The 13,139-nt window shown below is 46.1% G+C and carries 16 protein-coding genes; 12 read left to right on the top strand and 4 right to left on the bottom strand.

Going from position 1 to position 13,139, the window contains the following annotated elements:
• Positions 1-20 precede the first annotated feature (20 nt).
• From QQK89_RS04350 to QQK89_RS04325, 6 genes are all read left to right on the top strand, one after another.
• Positions 21-665: a HupE/UreJ family protein gene (locus QQK89_RS04350; protein WP_284237219.1), complete on the top strand. Its 645-nt coding sequence runs from the start codon at positions 21-23 to the stop codon at positions 663-665.
• A 205-nt stretch (positions 666-870) separates the two neighbouring features.
• Positions 871-1,899 (top strand): ATP-binding cassette domain-containing protein, encoded by a 1,029-nt coding sequence (locus tag QQK89_RS04345; RefSeq protein ID WP_284237218.1) that lies wholly within the window; start codon positions 871-873, stop codon positions 1,897-1,899.
• Positions 1,896-2,699 (top strand): ABC transporter permease, encoded by an 804-nt coding sequence (locus QQK89_RS04340; protein WP_284237217.1) that lies wholly within the window; start codon positions 1,896-1,898, stop codon positions 2,697-2,699. The genes QQK89_RS04345 and QQK89_RS04340 overlap by 4 nt, the downstream gene beginning before the upstream one ends.
• 157 nt (positions 2,700-2,856) lie before the next feature.
• Positions 2,857-4,023: an FAD-dependent oxidoreductase gene (locus tag QQK89_RS04335; RefSeq protein ID WP_284237216.1), complete on the top strand. Its 1,167-nt coding sequence runs from the start codon at positions 2,857-2,859 to the stop codon at positions 4,021-4,023.
• 128 nt (positions 4,024-4,151) lie between these two features.
• A complete protein-coding gene (locus tag QQK89_RS04330; RefSeq protein ID WP_284237215.1) occupies positions 4,152-4,568 on the top strand; it encodes a hypothetical protein in 417 nt (138 codons plus the stop codon).
• A 23-nt stretch (positions 4,569-4,591) separates the two neighbouring features.
• Complete coding sequence (locus tag QQK89_RS04325) at positions 4,592-4,927, top strand: winged helix-turn-helix transcriptional regulator (RefSeq protein WP_284237214.1); 336 nt, start codon at positions 4,592-4,594, stop codon at positions 4,925-4,927.
• 7 nt (positions 4,928-4,934) lie between these two features.
• Here QQK89_RS04325 and QQK89_RS04320 read toward each other — a convergent pair whose 3' ends face one another.
• From QQK89_RS04320 to QQK89_RS04310, 3 genes are all read right to left on the bottom strand, one after another.
• The gene (locus QQK89_RS04320; RefSeq protein ID WP_284237213.1) at positions 4,935-5,321 is read right to left on the bottom strand and encodes a hypothetical protein; all 387 of its coding nucleotides are present in this window, start codon (positions 5,319-5,321) and stop codon (positions 4,935-4,937) included.
• A gap of 36 nt (positions 5,322-5,357) precedes the next feature.
• On the bottom strand, positions 5,358-5,957 hold the full coding sequence (locus QQK89_RS04315; protein ID WP_284237212.1) for a hypothetical protein: 600 nt from the start codon (positions 5,955-5,957) through the stop codon (positions 5,358-5,360).
• An 88-nt stretch (positions 5,958-6,045) separates the two neighbouring features.
• Complete coding sequence (locus QQK89_RS04310) at positions 6,046-6,261, bottom strand: hypothetical protein (RefSeq protein ID WP_284237211.1); 216 nt, start codon at positions 6,259-6,261, stop codon at positions 6,046-6,048.
• A gap of 141 nt (positions 6,262-6,402) precedes the next feature.
• Between QQK89_RS04310 and QQK89_RS04305 the strand changes: the two genes are divergently transcribed.
• From QQK89_RS04305 to QQK89_RS04285, 5 genes are all read left to right on the top strand, one after another.
• A complete protein-coding gene (locus QQK89_RS04305; protein ID WP_284237210.1) occupies positions 6,403-6,810 on the top strand; it encodes a MarR family winged helix-turn-helix transcriptional regulator in 408 nt (135 codons plus the stop codon).
• 153 nt (positions 6,811-6,963) lie between these two features.
• Positions 6,964-7,512 carry an HAD-IIIA family hydrolase gene (locus QQK89_RS04300; RefSeq protein ID WP_284237209.1) on the top strand — a complete coding sequence of 183 codons (549 nt, stop codon included), beginning with the start codon at positions 6,964-6,966 and terminating at the stop codon, positions 7,510-7,512.
• A gap of 170 nt (positions 7,513-7,682) precedes the next feature.
• The gene (locus QQK89_RS04295; protein WP_284237208.1) at positions 7,683-8,510 is read left to right on the top strand and encodes a PPK2 family polyphosphate kinase; all 828 of its coding nucleotides are present in this window, start codon (positions 7,683-7,685) and stop codon (positions 8,508-8,510) included.
• 159 nt (positions 8,511-8,669) lie between these two features.
• Entirely contained in the window at positions 8,670-9,449 is a 780-nt protein-coding gene (locus QQK89_RS04290; RefSeq protein WP_284237207.1) for a class I SAM-dependent methyltransferase, read from the top strand.
• Positions 9,450-9,643: 194 nt separating this feature from the next.
• Positions 9,644-10,810 carry an MFS transporter gene (locus QQK89_RS04285; protein WP_284237206.1) on the top strand — a complete coding sequence of 389 codons (1,167 nt, stop codon included), beginning with the start codon at positions 9,644-9,646 and terminating at the stop codon, positions 10,808-10,810.
• A gap of 195 nt (positions 10,811-11,005) precedes the next feature.
• On the opposite strand, the gene QQK89_RS04280 is transcribed toward QQK89_RS04285, so the two are convergent.
• A complete protein-coding gene (locus QQK89_RS04280; protein WP_284237205.1) occupies positions 11,006-11,872 on the bottom strand; it encodes an AraC family transcriptional regulator in 867 nt (288 codons plus the stop codon).
• 297 nt (positions 11,873-12,169) lie between these two features.
• On the opposite strand from QQK89_RS04280, the gene QQK89_RS04275 reads away from it, so the two are divergent.
• Positions 12,170-13,099 carry an ABC transporter permease gene (locus QQK89_RS04275; RefSeq protein WP_284237204.1) on the top strand — a complete coding sequence of 310 codons (930 nt, stop codon included), beginning with the start codon at positions 12,170-12,172 and terminating at the stop codon, positions 13,097-13,099.
• Positions 13,100-13,139 lie beyond the last annotated feature (40 nt).

Here is a 13,139-nt window from a genome sequence, read left to right as displayed (position 1 = left end):
TTTGGGCAGGAGGAGATCGGATGGGAAGTTTGATAACGGTATTGCTTCTTGGCCTTGTTCTTGGCATTAAGCATTCCATTGAACCGGATCATATTATCGCGGTTTCAACGATGGTCAGCAACCAGAAGAAGCTGTGGCGTTCCACATTGACGGGCATTTTCTGGGGGATTGGCCATACAAGCACTTTGTTTATTGTGGGCATGGTTCTCGTTCTGCTCAAGGGAGAGTTGCCCGAAGTCTGGGCGATGTCTCTGGAATTCCTGGTTGGCATTATGCTGGTATACCTAGGCTTCAAAAACTTCGTCTCGGTCAAATCCGCTTACCGTCATTCTCATCAGCATGCCAAATCCTCCTTGTTAAAAGTAACGGTGATCGGATTTATTCACGGCTTGGCCGGCAGTGCCGCCATGGTTATATTAACCTTGTCTACGGTAGAGTCCGTATGGGAATGCGCAATCTACATTCTGGTATTTGGCGTAGGAACCATTACGGGCATGCTCATCTTCACCACGATCTTGGGCATTCCATTTGTATACAGCCAGGGCAGCATCAAGCTGAACCGCGGATTAATGCAGACTGCGGGCACGGTAAGCTTTTTATTCGGTCTGTATTATATGTACAACCTGGGAATCACCGAAGGTCTGTTTGAACTTTGGGTGAAATAATAGATTTGTCGAACTAACAGCTCAACCGCCCGAGAGATCGGGCGGTTTTTTCATTTTCGTGCTGCGGACTATAAGGGAATACATCTGGAGACTGATTTAGCGGTAAAACAGTTGACGTAAGATGGAAACATCTTGTTTGTTTAAATTCAGTTTAAATAAGTACGTTAGGATCATGACATCAACAATTCTTGGGAGGAAACAGGAAATGGAATATAAAAGCGTAAAGCGGCCAAACAACGGCGACTGGGCAGTGGAAGCAAACGGTCTAGTTAAGGTGTTTGGCGATAATCGCGCCGTAGACGGCGTTGATCTTAATGTAAAGGCCGGCTCGATCTATGGTGTGTTAGGTCCAAACGGAGCGGGTAAAACAACAACGATTCGCATGTTGGCGACGCTGCTGCGTCCGGATGCCGGATCGGCGCGGATCTTCGGCCATGACGTTTCGAAGGAGTCGCAGATTGTACGTCAATTAATCGGTGTTACGGGTCAATATGCTTCGGTTGACGAATCGCTTAGCGCAACCGAGAACTTGATTATTTTCTCGCGTCTCTTGGGACTCGGACGTGCGGAAGCGAAGAAAAAAGCAGCGGATCTTCTTGAGGAGTTTGGACTCACGGAAGCGGCCAAACGTCCGCTTAAAAATTTCTCCGGCGGGATGAGACGGCGTCTCGACCTTGCGGCAAGTTTGATCGCGCAGCCACCGCTTATTTTCTTGGATGAACCTACAACCGGCCTTGATCCGCGTACCCGTGCGCAAATGTGGGATACAATCCGCCGTCTGGTGAAAACGGGATCCACGGTGCTATTGACGACGCAATACCTCGATGAAGCAGACCAATTGGCTGACCGGATTGCCGTTATTGACCGCGGCCATGTTGTGGCTGAAGGTACGGTAGATGAATTGAAGCAGTCGGTAGGCACTTCTTCCTTGCATCTTAGAGTAGAGAATCAATCGGATATCGAAATTGCCCGTCAGACTGTCGAACATGTGCTTCAAGTGCAATCGACGCTGACAAGCGAAGCGGCCAAAATTACCGCGCCTATGGCCAATGCCGATCTGATTACGGATCTGCTTATCTCCCTGCGGGAAAAAGGAATTACCTTGTCAGAGGTGAGCGTTCAGAAGCCAACGCTTGATGAAGTATTCCTGACGATAACGGGCCATGGCGTCGAAGACGAGAAAACAAACGATACCGTCAAGGAAACAAAAAGAGCGGAGGCTGTAAACGCATGAATACATCAGTAAAAACAGGTCATCTTAAAAATCACACGAGTTTCATCCAAACCTTGCGCCACTCGCTTACGATGGCATACCGGGGGATTCTAAAAATCCGCCGTACCCCGGAGCAACTGTTTGACGTAACCTTGCAGCCAATTATCTTCACCTTGATGTTTACGTATATTTTCGGCGGCGCCATTTCCGGCGACGTACAAAGCTATTTGCCGGTAATTATTCCGGGCATTCTGGTACAGACCGTAATCACAACCTCGATCGTAACCGGCGTTCAGCTCCGAGAAGATATGGATAAAGGCGTCTTCGACCGGTTCAAGTCGCTGCCAATTGCAAGGATCGCGCCGCTAGCGGGAGCATTGCTCGCCGATACGATCCGGTATACCATCGCAACCGTTCTTACGTTCACAATGGGTTATATTATGGGTTACCGTCCGGAAGGCGGCTTGGGTTTTGTTGTTCTTGCGGCGTTGCTTGTTATTCTCGTGTCTTGGTCGATGAGCTGGATATTTGCTTTCTTTGGCGTAATCTCCCGTACAGCGTCCAGCGTGCAAGGGATTTCGATGCTCGTATTATTCCCTTTAACGTTTATGTCCAATGCATTCGTACCGTCGGACACCATGCCGAAATGGCTGCAATGGTTCGTTGACATCAACCCGATTTCCCATGTGGTTTCCGCGGTTCGCGAATTGACGAATTCCGGATCGGTTGGAACGGATATGGTATGGTCCTTGGTAGGCGCAGCGGCCATTGTGGCGGTATTCGCGCCAATTACGGTTCGTGCTTACATGCGCCGTACGTAAATCGTTTCAATTGGAGAGATGGCATATAAGCCATCTCTTTTTGTTATTCTAAGGAAGTTCGCTTATTCGTCTCCCGGTTTAAATTCAGTTTAAGTAGCAGCGTTAAGATATCTGTGTAAGGAACAAACAAACGACATGGATATAGGAGATGGTTATTATGACAACTACAAATAAATCGCAACAACATATCGCAATTATCGGGGGAGGCCCGGGCGGACTAACGCTCGCATTGATCTTGCAAAGACATGGCATTACAGCAACGATTTATGAACGCGAAGCTCAAGATGCCAACGCGCAGCGTGGCGGATCGCTAGATATTCACGAAGATTCCGGCCAAATGGCATTAAACGAAGCGGGATTGCTCCAGCAATTCCAAGCGATTGCCCGTTATGAAGGCGAAGATTTCCGTTTATTTGATAAGACCGGCAAGATCTACATGGACGAAATAGCGGAAGAAGGCGCGCAAGAAGGCGGCCGTCCGGAGATTGACCGCGGCGTGTTATGCGACCTGCTGATGAAAGATCTGGCGCCTGGTACGATCCGTTACGGTTATAAGCTGACGGAAGCGGTAGCGCTTGATGGCGGCAAACATGAGCTTTATTTTGACAATGGCGAGATGGTGTTGGCTGATCTTGTGATAGGCGCGGATGGCGCGTTCTCCAAGCTGCGGCCGCTGCTGACGGATGCAACAGCCGGTTATTCGGGGTTAACGATGGTAGAGCTCCATGTGGATGCGAAGGCCAATCCGGAGCAGGCTGCTTTTAACGCGAGAGGCAAAGTATTTGCGCTAGACGATAACAAAGGTATACTTGCCCAGCTGAATGGGGACGGTAAAATCAAAGTTTATTTGACCTTTACCGCCGAGCAGAATTGGCTGGATACTTGCGGTATTCCGTTTGATCAACCGAAGGAAGCGAAGCAGCAGCTGCTCTCGTATTTCGAGGATTGGGCAGAACCGCTTCGGGATTATATTCGCAAGTCGGAAGATCTCGTGTTGCCAAGACGGATCTATATGCTGCCTGTCGGGCTGCAGTGGGAGCATAAGCCGGGTATTACCTTGATCGGCGATGCCGCGCATCTGATGTCTCCGTTTGCGGGCGAAGGCGTTAATCTTGCCATGCGGGATGCCGCGGAGCTGGCGCTTGCGATAGTCCGTCACGATGATGCGGATCAGGCGATTCAAGCCTACGAGGAAAAAATGTATGAGTATTCTTCCGCTTCTGCCAAGGACTCAAGCGACAACTTGGATCTCATGTTTGGAGTTAACGCCGCTCCGAAGCTTAAAGCTTTGTTTGATGAGCTTCACGCTCAGTTTGCTCAATAATGCTCAATAATAATAGTAACTTGAAGGGCTTCCCGTTAGGGAAGCTCTTTTTTTATATGTGCAGATTTGGATGATTGTGGTAAAGTCAGCTTATAGAAGCGATACCTTTTGCAAATGGAGAGGATTATGTGTATAAGTTTGCGGGTTTTGTTTTATTGCTGATCCTTGTTCTGGCCGGCTGCAGTGAGTCAACATCCCTGATGAAGGAAGTAGACCGCCCAAATAAAGACGTTAAATCATTTGTAGACCGAAATGGCAGCAAGAACGGAATATATCTGTATACAGCCCCTGGCAAAGGGGAGTATGTGATTGTGAACGACTCGACCGTTCAGCAAGGCGAGCCGGCGAAGCTTGTTACTGACGCCCTAGCAGAGTTGCAGGATGGCGTATTAACCATTCATTTCGACGTTACAGAAACGTCCGATCTTCAAGATGAACGGATTAAGCCAGTGTCCGTGTATAAGCTTAATAACAATATGAAGGCCGATACCATCAAAGTGGTTGTGAACGGGGAAGAGACTTCATTTGAGACGAGTGGCAATTGAGCATAAGCAAGGAGGAGAACCATTTGGGAGGCAACAGCGAGGCTGTAAATCAGGAAGATAAGGGATCGAGCATATGCGAGGTACTGCAGATTCTTGGAGCAAAATGGGCGTTCCTTGTCCTGGAGGAACTGATGAATGGACCGCTTCGATTTAACCAGCTTCAGCGGAATGTAGCGGTCGTGAAGACCCAATCCTTAACGAATACGGTCCGTCATTTGGAGAACAACGGACTCGTTACTCGCAAGGTTTTTCCAACGGTACCCGTAACCGTGGAATATTCGCTGACGGAGAAAGGCCGAGATTTTCAGGCTGCCCTTAGAGAGATGGAGAAATGGGTGCACAAATGGGGCAACGCATAGCCCTTTGTCACTCGATCACCGTGATCCGGCTTAGAATATTAGACAAATTCGTGCTTTCGATCTCGACTCTATAATCAGCTTGTAACACCTCGAGCACCTCAGGCACGTTAATTTTGTAACGCTTAACCTTGCCGTCATCCCGCAGCACATGAATGATGTTGCCTTCCTTGTTGATGATACGGCCTTTAATCGTTCGTCTTGCCTTCGTAATCAGGTCGGTTATCAGGACAACCAGAAGTCCTAGAAAAACTAGGCTCGTGAGGAAATAAGTAAAGCCGATAAAATCCGGCATCAATTGAAATTCCGTCGTGAATAGCCGCGCCACTGACGTCGATAGCTGCAGTAGACAGATTATGATTAAGAAATAAATGGTTTTATTCGGTTTCAGCGGCAAGCCTGCTCACTCCTGTCCATTTTTGTTGCCCTGTCATTAACGGCGACTTCTTTTATAAATAACAGCTAATACGAAGAATAAGAGAAGAGAAACGGCAGTAACAATCGAAATCTTCTCGAATGTGCTGGCGGAGTCCTTACTAACAGAAGCTGAAACTAACGGATCGTCTGGCGGAGCAGCTTTTTTCATCGGCTCATAACCTGCACCCAAGATATTTAGCTCTTTCTCTGCGCTAGCAACCGTCTTATTGCCTTCACAAACCCCTGTTTCAAGATGATCGGGCTCCCCGTATGCAAAGACGATAAATTGCTGGTCTACTTTAAAACCCTCGTACCCGCAACTCACCGAACTCTGAGCGGTGTATACCTTTGTCTGCGACTCAACTTCGCCTTTCCATACGGTTTCTACTTCGAATTGCACGGTTACAAGATCAGCGGAAGACATTATTTCTTTCTTCTCCGGTTCGGTCACGCTCAATACTTTCCCTGTGAAGATGGCCGTTTTATGTTCTAATTGATTCTCTATACTTGGCTCAGTAGCACAAGAACAGGCATATGCGGCTTTAGGCTCGCTCACAAACCATAAGCCAAATACAAACATATAGATCAGCAATATCTTCGTAACTGTTTTCCACATGCAACCACCTCATCCATATTTCGCATTTAGTAAACTATTAGACGAAATAGGCTTCTGATTGTTGCACTAAATAGTTAAAGAAGATCAATCAAATGTCTTCATTTGATTGATCTTCGTTTTCTGTGTCTTGTTTTTTCGAAGGAGGAACTTTGAAGAGAGGGGCTATCCCGCCCAAATCAAAAAATTCTGAAGAACCGCTTATTTCAGCCAAGCTGTTTGCAACTAAAAATGGCAAGAGACCAATCGCAAAAATGGCGAACAGTAATCCGAATAAAACGGCTTTAACAATTGTACTAGCTTTCATTACCCTCATCTCCAGATCTAAATAGGATTGTGAAGACATAATGCCAGCGCCATCCGCATAATCTTTCGTGATTTAATGAAGTCATGCTGTCCAAGTATATATATCGTATTGAGATATACTATGTAAAAGGAGCATGTATAAATGCTAAATCAAAATTTATCAAAATCCTTATATGAGCAGTTAGCAGAGTTTAGGTATAAGCTGCGCATTTTTAATCACTTTAGTGAAAACGCTGCCAGGGAAGTAGGTCTTACCCCGCAACAACATCAATTAATCCTTGCTATTCAAGGATATCCCGGACGTGATTACGCAACCATCTCAGAAGTCGCCGAAAAGCTGCGAATCACGCATCATGCTTGCGTGGGGTTGGTAACCCGCAGCGAGAAGTCCGATCTTGTGAAACGACGTCCAAACCCAGACGATGCACGAAGTGTTCATATTGCTCTCACGGACAAAGGCATCGAGCTGTTGGGGCTATTATCAGCCGTGCATCTCATGCAACTAAAAAATCTACACTTTGATTTAAATTCGTTTAAGGATATTCTTTGAGTTGGAGAGTATAGCTCAATAAAGAAAGCAGCCGAGATAAAGTTCGGGTGCTTCTTCCAATATGCTGTCGAGGGTGGGACAATAGTTCCGTTATGTCGATTGTACTTATGGCATCTCCCAGCCTTTCACTCTTAACGAAATGGCGGTGCTTATATGTCAACATCGAAAAAATTACAGGCTGTTTTTATTGATCGAGATGGGACTATTGGTGGTTCCGATGAAGTAATTTATCCAGGTGTGTTTGAATTATTCTCTTTCTCGGAACAGTCAATCCATATCCTTAGGAATGCCGGAGTTCAGATCTACGCGTTTACTAACCAACCTGGAATATCTCGAGGGGAATCATCGATTAAAGACTTCCAAGACGAACTTGCATCATTCGGATTCGATAAAGCTTATATATGCCCACACCAACATGAAGAGCGTTGTTTTTGTCGGAAGCCCTCGGCAACTTTACTTATTCAGGCAGCAGAAGACAATGACCTCGTATTGAATAATTGCGCGGTTATTGGCGATCGGTGGAGCGATATGATAGCTGCCATAAGGGCGGGATGTACTAAAGTGTTGGTGAAAACAGGTTCCGGTGAAAAGGATTTGGCCAAATATCAAGCTAATCAATTTTTTGGCGAATGGCTTGAGGCTGTTCCCGACTATATAGCCGAGGATTTATTGGATGCCGTTAATTGGCTATTAAAAAATTAAACTTAATCGATTCACTATAGAACTTCCTGGTGGGAATGTTGAAGTAGGAGGAGAAATAATTTCTGCTGGAAGATTTGAGAATCGGATTGGCAGTACATATCGCTCAAAATATGAAATTAATATAGAAATTCAATATACTTAGGATGTAAGTCAGTCTCAGGAGGTGTCGCATGTTGAAAAACTATCGGCTGACCAAAGCAATTAAGCGCGGTCTGAGCCAGTACGATCCGGATGATACGGGCGGCTTTGCAAGCAAAGAAGAGATTCAAGAAGAGTTTGAACAGATGGAAGAGAAACTTCGCCATCTGCAGGACAAGTTGTTTGCCTCAAAGTCAAATGGCGTTCTTGTCTTGTTCCAAGGGATGGATTGCAGCGGGAAGGACGGCGTTGTCAAAAAGGTGCTGTCTAATTTGAATCCGCAGGGTTTTCGAGCGGAGAGTTTCAAGAAACCGACTCCAGATGAGTCGGCTCATGATTTCTTATGGAGAACACATAAAGTTGTCCCTGCCAAAGGTTATATAACCGCATTTAATCGTTCTTATTATGAGGACGTACTTATTACGCGGGTTCACGGGTCGATACAAGATGAGGAAGCAGCAACCCGGATGAAGCATATACGGCATTTCGAAAAGCTTCTAACGAACAATGGCGTGTTGCTGATCAAAATTTTTCTCCATATTTCACCTGAATTTCAACTCGAGAAAATTCGCGAACGGCTAAGTAACCCGGACAAGCTATGGAAATTCGATCCAAGTGATCTGGCCGAGCGGGAATATTGGGATTCCTATATTGACGCATACGAAGATGCCTTCCGGAATACGGCAACTAATTACGCTCCATGGCACATCGTTCCTGCCAATAAACGATGGTTCCGCGACTACTTGGTGCTCCGGATTATTGTAAATGCCTTAGAGAAGTTGGAACTTTCTTATCCGGAACCGGATATCGAGACGCGGAAATTTATAGAGCAGCTTCAATTCAGTCCCGTACAGGATTGAATAACTTATCTAATTGCATCGACGACGTACTTAACCGGCAGCAGATCAAAGATCAGCTGCCGGTTATTTGGTTATGTTTGAATATATAAAAATATTCTGTTGTCCCTTATTTTGGGCTGGTGTAATCTGGAAGTATTCTTTTGTGGAGGGAAAGCCAATATGACTTTTAGCAATTACGGAGAACTCTGTACGGAAGTCTATGATTTAACTAAAAAAGTTGGGCAATCATTAGGTGGGGACATTGAGTACTATCGCGATAAGCTGAAGCCTTATAAGGGACGCATTCTGGAGGCTATGGTTGGCTCTGGCCGCGTAATTATTCCTCTTCTAGAATCTGGCCTCATCGTAGACGGAGTGGACTCTTCCCCGCAAATGTTGGATTCATGCCGCAACCGATGTGAAGAACGAGGGTTAACTCCCAACTTATACGAAGCGAACTTGCAAGAACTTTCTTTGCCATATAAATATGAAGCAATCATCATTCCAGGGGGTTCGTTCTTATTAATCGAACAACGGGAAGAGTCACTGCGGGTTCTAAAGTTGTTGTATGAACATTTGGAACCAGGCGGGCAATTGTTCCTTGATCTTTTTCTGCCGGATAACAAGTTTAACAGTTCCGAATTAGGACGATGGGAAGGATCGGCCATATTTCACTTGCCTGATGGCGACATCATTACGATGGAAGGGAAATGCACGGAAGCTGATCTATTCTTCAATCAATACCGAATAAGCTACTTGAAATACGAAAAGTGGCGTAATGGATCATTGATCCAAACGGAATTACAGCGTTTTGCATTGCGTTGGTACGGTGTCGATGAATTCAAGTACGTCCTTGAAAGCATTGGTTTCTCTGATGTCAAAGTTTGCGCTGATTTCGAGGATGGAAAGAAACCAACAAGCGCTAGTCAGAAAATGGTTTATCAAGCCACTAAATTATAATTCAAACCATATGTTCAGCAATCCTTTTTACCGCAAGAGCACTTCGCTCTTGCGGTTTTTTTGTTGCATGCACTTACCAACCGGTAAGTTACTCCAACTCGATGGATTATGCCAAAACAATTTGCGTTCTTACAAAAAGTAAGCCACTTCGATATACTCCAATTAACAAATCGATCACTGAAGGAAGTGTAGTTATGAAGAGTGTACTTATCTACGTCTTGATGGTTGCCGTATTCTTTACGGCGACTTCGGAGTTGGTCATTGCCGGCGTCTTGAATGTGCTGGCCGAACAGATGAATATTTCGGAGAGTGTGGCCGGGCAGCTCATTACGGTGTATTCCCTGGCGTTTGCAATTGGCACGCCGATCATTATTTCGACGACAACCAGGATCCCCCGGAAAAACCTTTTACTGCTGGCAATAGCCTTGTTTATCGTGGGTAATTTCTTGACCATTGCGAGTTCAAGCTTGGTAGTCGTCATGGGAGCAAGGATCTTGCTTGGCGTAAGCTCGGGCGTGTTTTTGGTAGCAGCATTCAGCGCCGCAACCAAGATGGTACCGGTTGAGAAAATCGGCAGTGCCATCGGAACGATTATTCTCGGGTTCAGCAGCGCCATGATATTTGGAGTCCCGATTGGCGTGGCATTAACAAATATGTATAGCTGGCAAACCATCTTTTTGTTCCTTGGACTAGGAGGGATTGTGATCCTCATTGGCCTTGCACTGCTTCTCCCGAATCTAGAAGGGGATGCACCTGTTCCATTCAAGCGGCAATTCGAGGTGCTCGCTAATCCGGTCATCTTCTACGCCTTGCTGCTAGTCTTGTTCAGAGAAGCCGGCAACTCGGTCATGTTCACGTATATTGCGTCATTCCTTGGCAACATTCTGAGCAGGAGCGCAAGCGAGATTGGTTGGATGATGCTGTTGTTTGGTGTAGCAGGGGCTATTGGCTCCCGGATTGGAGGGTCTGCCGTAGACAAATGGGGCAGCGCCAAATTAATTATTGTTGGCGTAATGGTTCATGTCATCGCCTTGCTGCTGCTGCCGCTTGCTATTCATTCCTTCCCAGTTGCGATCACTTTGTTGTCGCTGTGGATTATGTCCATGTTCGTCTTGGGGCCTGCTACACAAACGTACTTCATCGAGCGTGCTCCGCAGTCGGCTAATCTCATCATCAGCTTGAATGTTTCCGTCACACAGATGGGAATCGCCATTGGTGCAAGCATAGGAGGCCTTGTTGTTAATTGGAACGATACCGTCCTATACAATCCTCTCGCGGCTGGCCTCGTCCTGATCTTAGCCTTCGCTTCCGCTGTCCTCTCCATCCGAAAAAGCAAACAAAAAATGATCCCAAATCTCTAATGGAAAAGGCCGTGCAATTAGCGCACGGCCATTTCGGTCCCCCCAATAAGACGGTTAAGGCAGGCGGAGTATTTGAATGATTCTGGAGAAACGTAGTGTTCGCTTTTGTGAGGGGATTCCAATCCTATTGGAATAGTTCAGAGAAATCCCCGAGCAATGGCGATCGGAAGAACATTCAATGCGCAGCACGCACGTTTATCCGATCTTATTCAAAGCCTTATACTCCGATGGAGTACATTTCTTATACGTTTTGAACACTCGGTTGAAGGTAGGAAGGCTGCCAAATCCGGATCTCATGGCGACCTCCATGATGGACAGATTCGGATCGGTCAGCAGGTTTTCGGCATGCATGATGCGATGCTGGATCAAGTAGTCGTAATAGGACAAGCCCATGTACTGCTTGAACATTTTCGTGAAATGATATTTGCTGAAGCCGGATAACTCGGCCAGCTCCTCGACGCGTATATCCTCGGTGCAATGTTCATTCATATAGTTGCAAACCTGCAAAAACTTATCGATATATTTGTGTTGCTTATTATGACCTTTGGTCCTTGGGAAGCCGCGTTCTTCCTGCATGAAATTCCGGGCGAGCGTCACAAAAAAAGCGATAAGCTTCGCGTACACGGAAGCCTCCTTCAGCATTGTTTGGCTGAAATATTCGTTCACGAGCTCGAGCAGCATCGGCCTAACCAGCCCATGCAGCTCTTTATTTTGTTCAGCGGTTAAGAGAAGGCATGGGCGCAGCAAATGAAAGGTAGAATCAAAACCGTTCAAGGAATACAGCAAAGAGCAATCAAATTGAAGAATTAGCCTTGTTCCGGAATCAGGCGCAAAGATCTCGTGAAGCTCGCCCGGCGGCAGGACCAGAATATCATTCGGATAGAGGACATGTTTGGTTTCATCAACAATAACGGTATAGATGTTATCGAGCGGCATGATGACTTCCACGGCGGTATGCCAATGGATCGGATAGTTCTCGACTTCCTTGTTCAAATAAATGCGCAACCCGAGATGCTCACCGTAGGATACGGTTTCTTTGGCTCCGTTAAGGATCGGGATCATCTATCACTCTTCCTCTCTCGCTTGTGACTAATCAGATAATGGCATCCCGTGCTCATAAAATCAATAAGTCAATCAAAAAAGGCAATATTTGAGAAGTCAAAAGCTATATTTACGAAGAGCGACTAATCAAATACAGCTATAATGAAGCCTATGAAAGCGAATACATTTGTTGAATAGTGACTTCTAACTTGCATTATTTCATCATGAGGTCCACATGACCATGCAACTAAAGTAGTTAAATATAGCTATTTTTTGACCGGTCAGTAGACGAAATGGACTAGAGGAGAGTGGAGATAAATGGAGAGCTCAAGTAGAAGGTTGGATGTTACGCCGCTATGGAAGCATGTCAGAAAAGAGTGGAAGCTGTATTCCTTCCTATTAATCCCCGTCATTTATTTTCTCATTTTCAAGTACGCACCCATGATCGGGAATGTAATCGCCTTCCGGAAATATCGGGGCGGGCCCAACTTTCTTGGCTCGGAATGGGTAGGGTTGCAGTACTTCCGGATGTTTATGAAGGATCCGACCTTCTGGCGGGCGTTCTGGAACAATATTTTTCTCAGCGTTGCTTATCTGATTGTCCGATTCCCGTTAACCTTGATCTTTGCGTTATTGATTAATGAGATCAGAACGCTGAAGCTGAAAAAATTCGTTCAGACCGTATCTTACCTTCCGCATTTTATCTCTATGGTTATTCTAGCAGGCATGGTGAAAGAGATGCTGTCCGTATCGGGTCCGATTAACGCGCTGCTTGGCCATTTCGGCGTTGATCCGATTCAGTTCATCTCGCTGCCGCAATGGTTCTCAACCATTTATGTATCTTCCGGCATTTGGCAGGGACTTGGATGGGGCACAATCTTGTACCTTGCAGCTATGACAGGGATCAACACGGAGCTTTACGAGGCGGCAAGGATTGACGGGGCCAGCCGGTTAAGACTTGCATGGCATGTCACGATTCCAGGCATCTTGCCAACGATTATGACGCTTCTCGTTCTGGACATTGGCGGTATTATGGGTTCGAACTTCGAGAAGATTTTGCTTCTGTACAACCCGCTTACTTATGAAACGGCGGATGTTATCTCGACTTACGTATACCGGATGGGTATTACAAACGCAAACTTCAGCTATGCAACGGCTGTTGGCTTGTTCGAAGGGGTTATCGGTCTGATTCTGGTAACGACAGCGAACGCTATTTCGAAAAAAACGACGAAATCAAGTCTGTGGTAGGAAGGAAGTGCTGAGCGTGAAAGCAACCCCGGGTTCTCGC

Source organism: Paenibacillus glycanilyticus (assembly GCF_030161375.1).
GTDB lineage: Bacteria > Bacillota > Bacilli > Paenibacillales > Paenibacillaceae > Pristimantibacillus > Pristimantibacillus glycanilyticus_B.
This window is presented reverse-complemented; position numbering and strand designations above follow the sequence as displayed.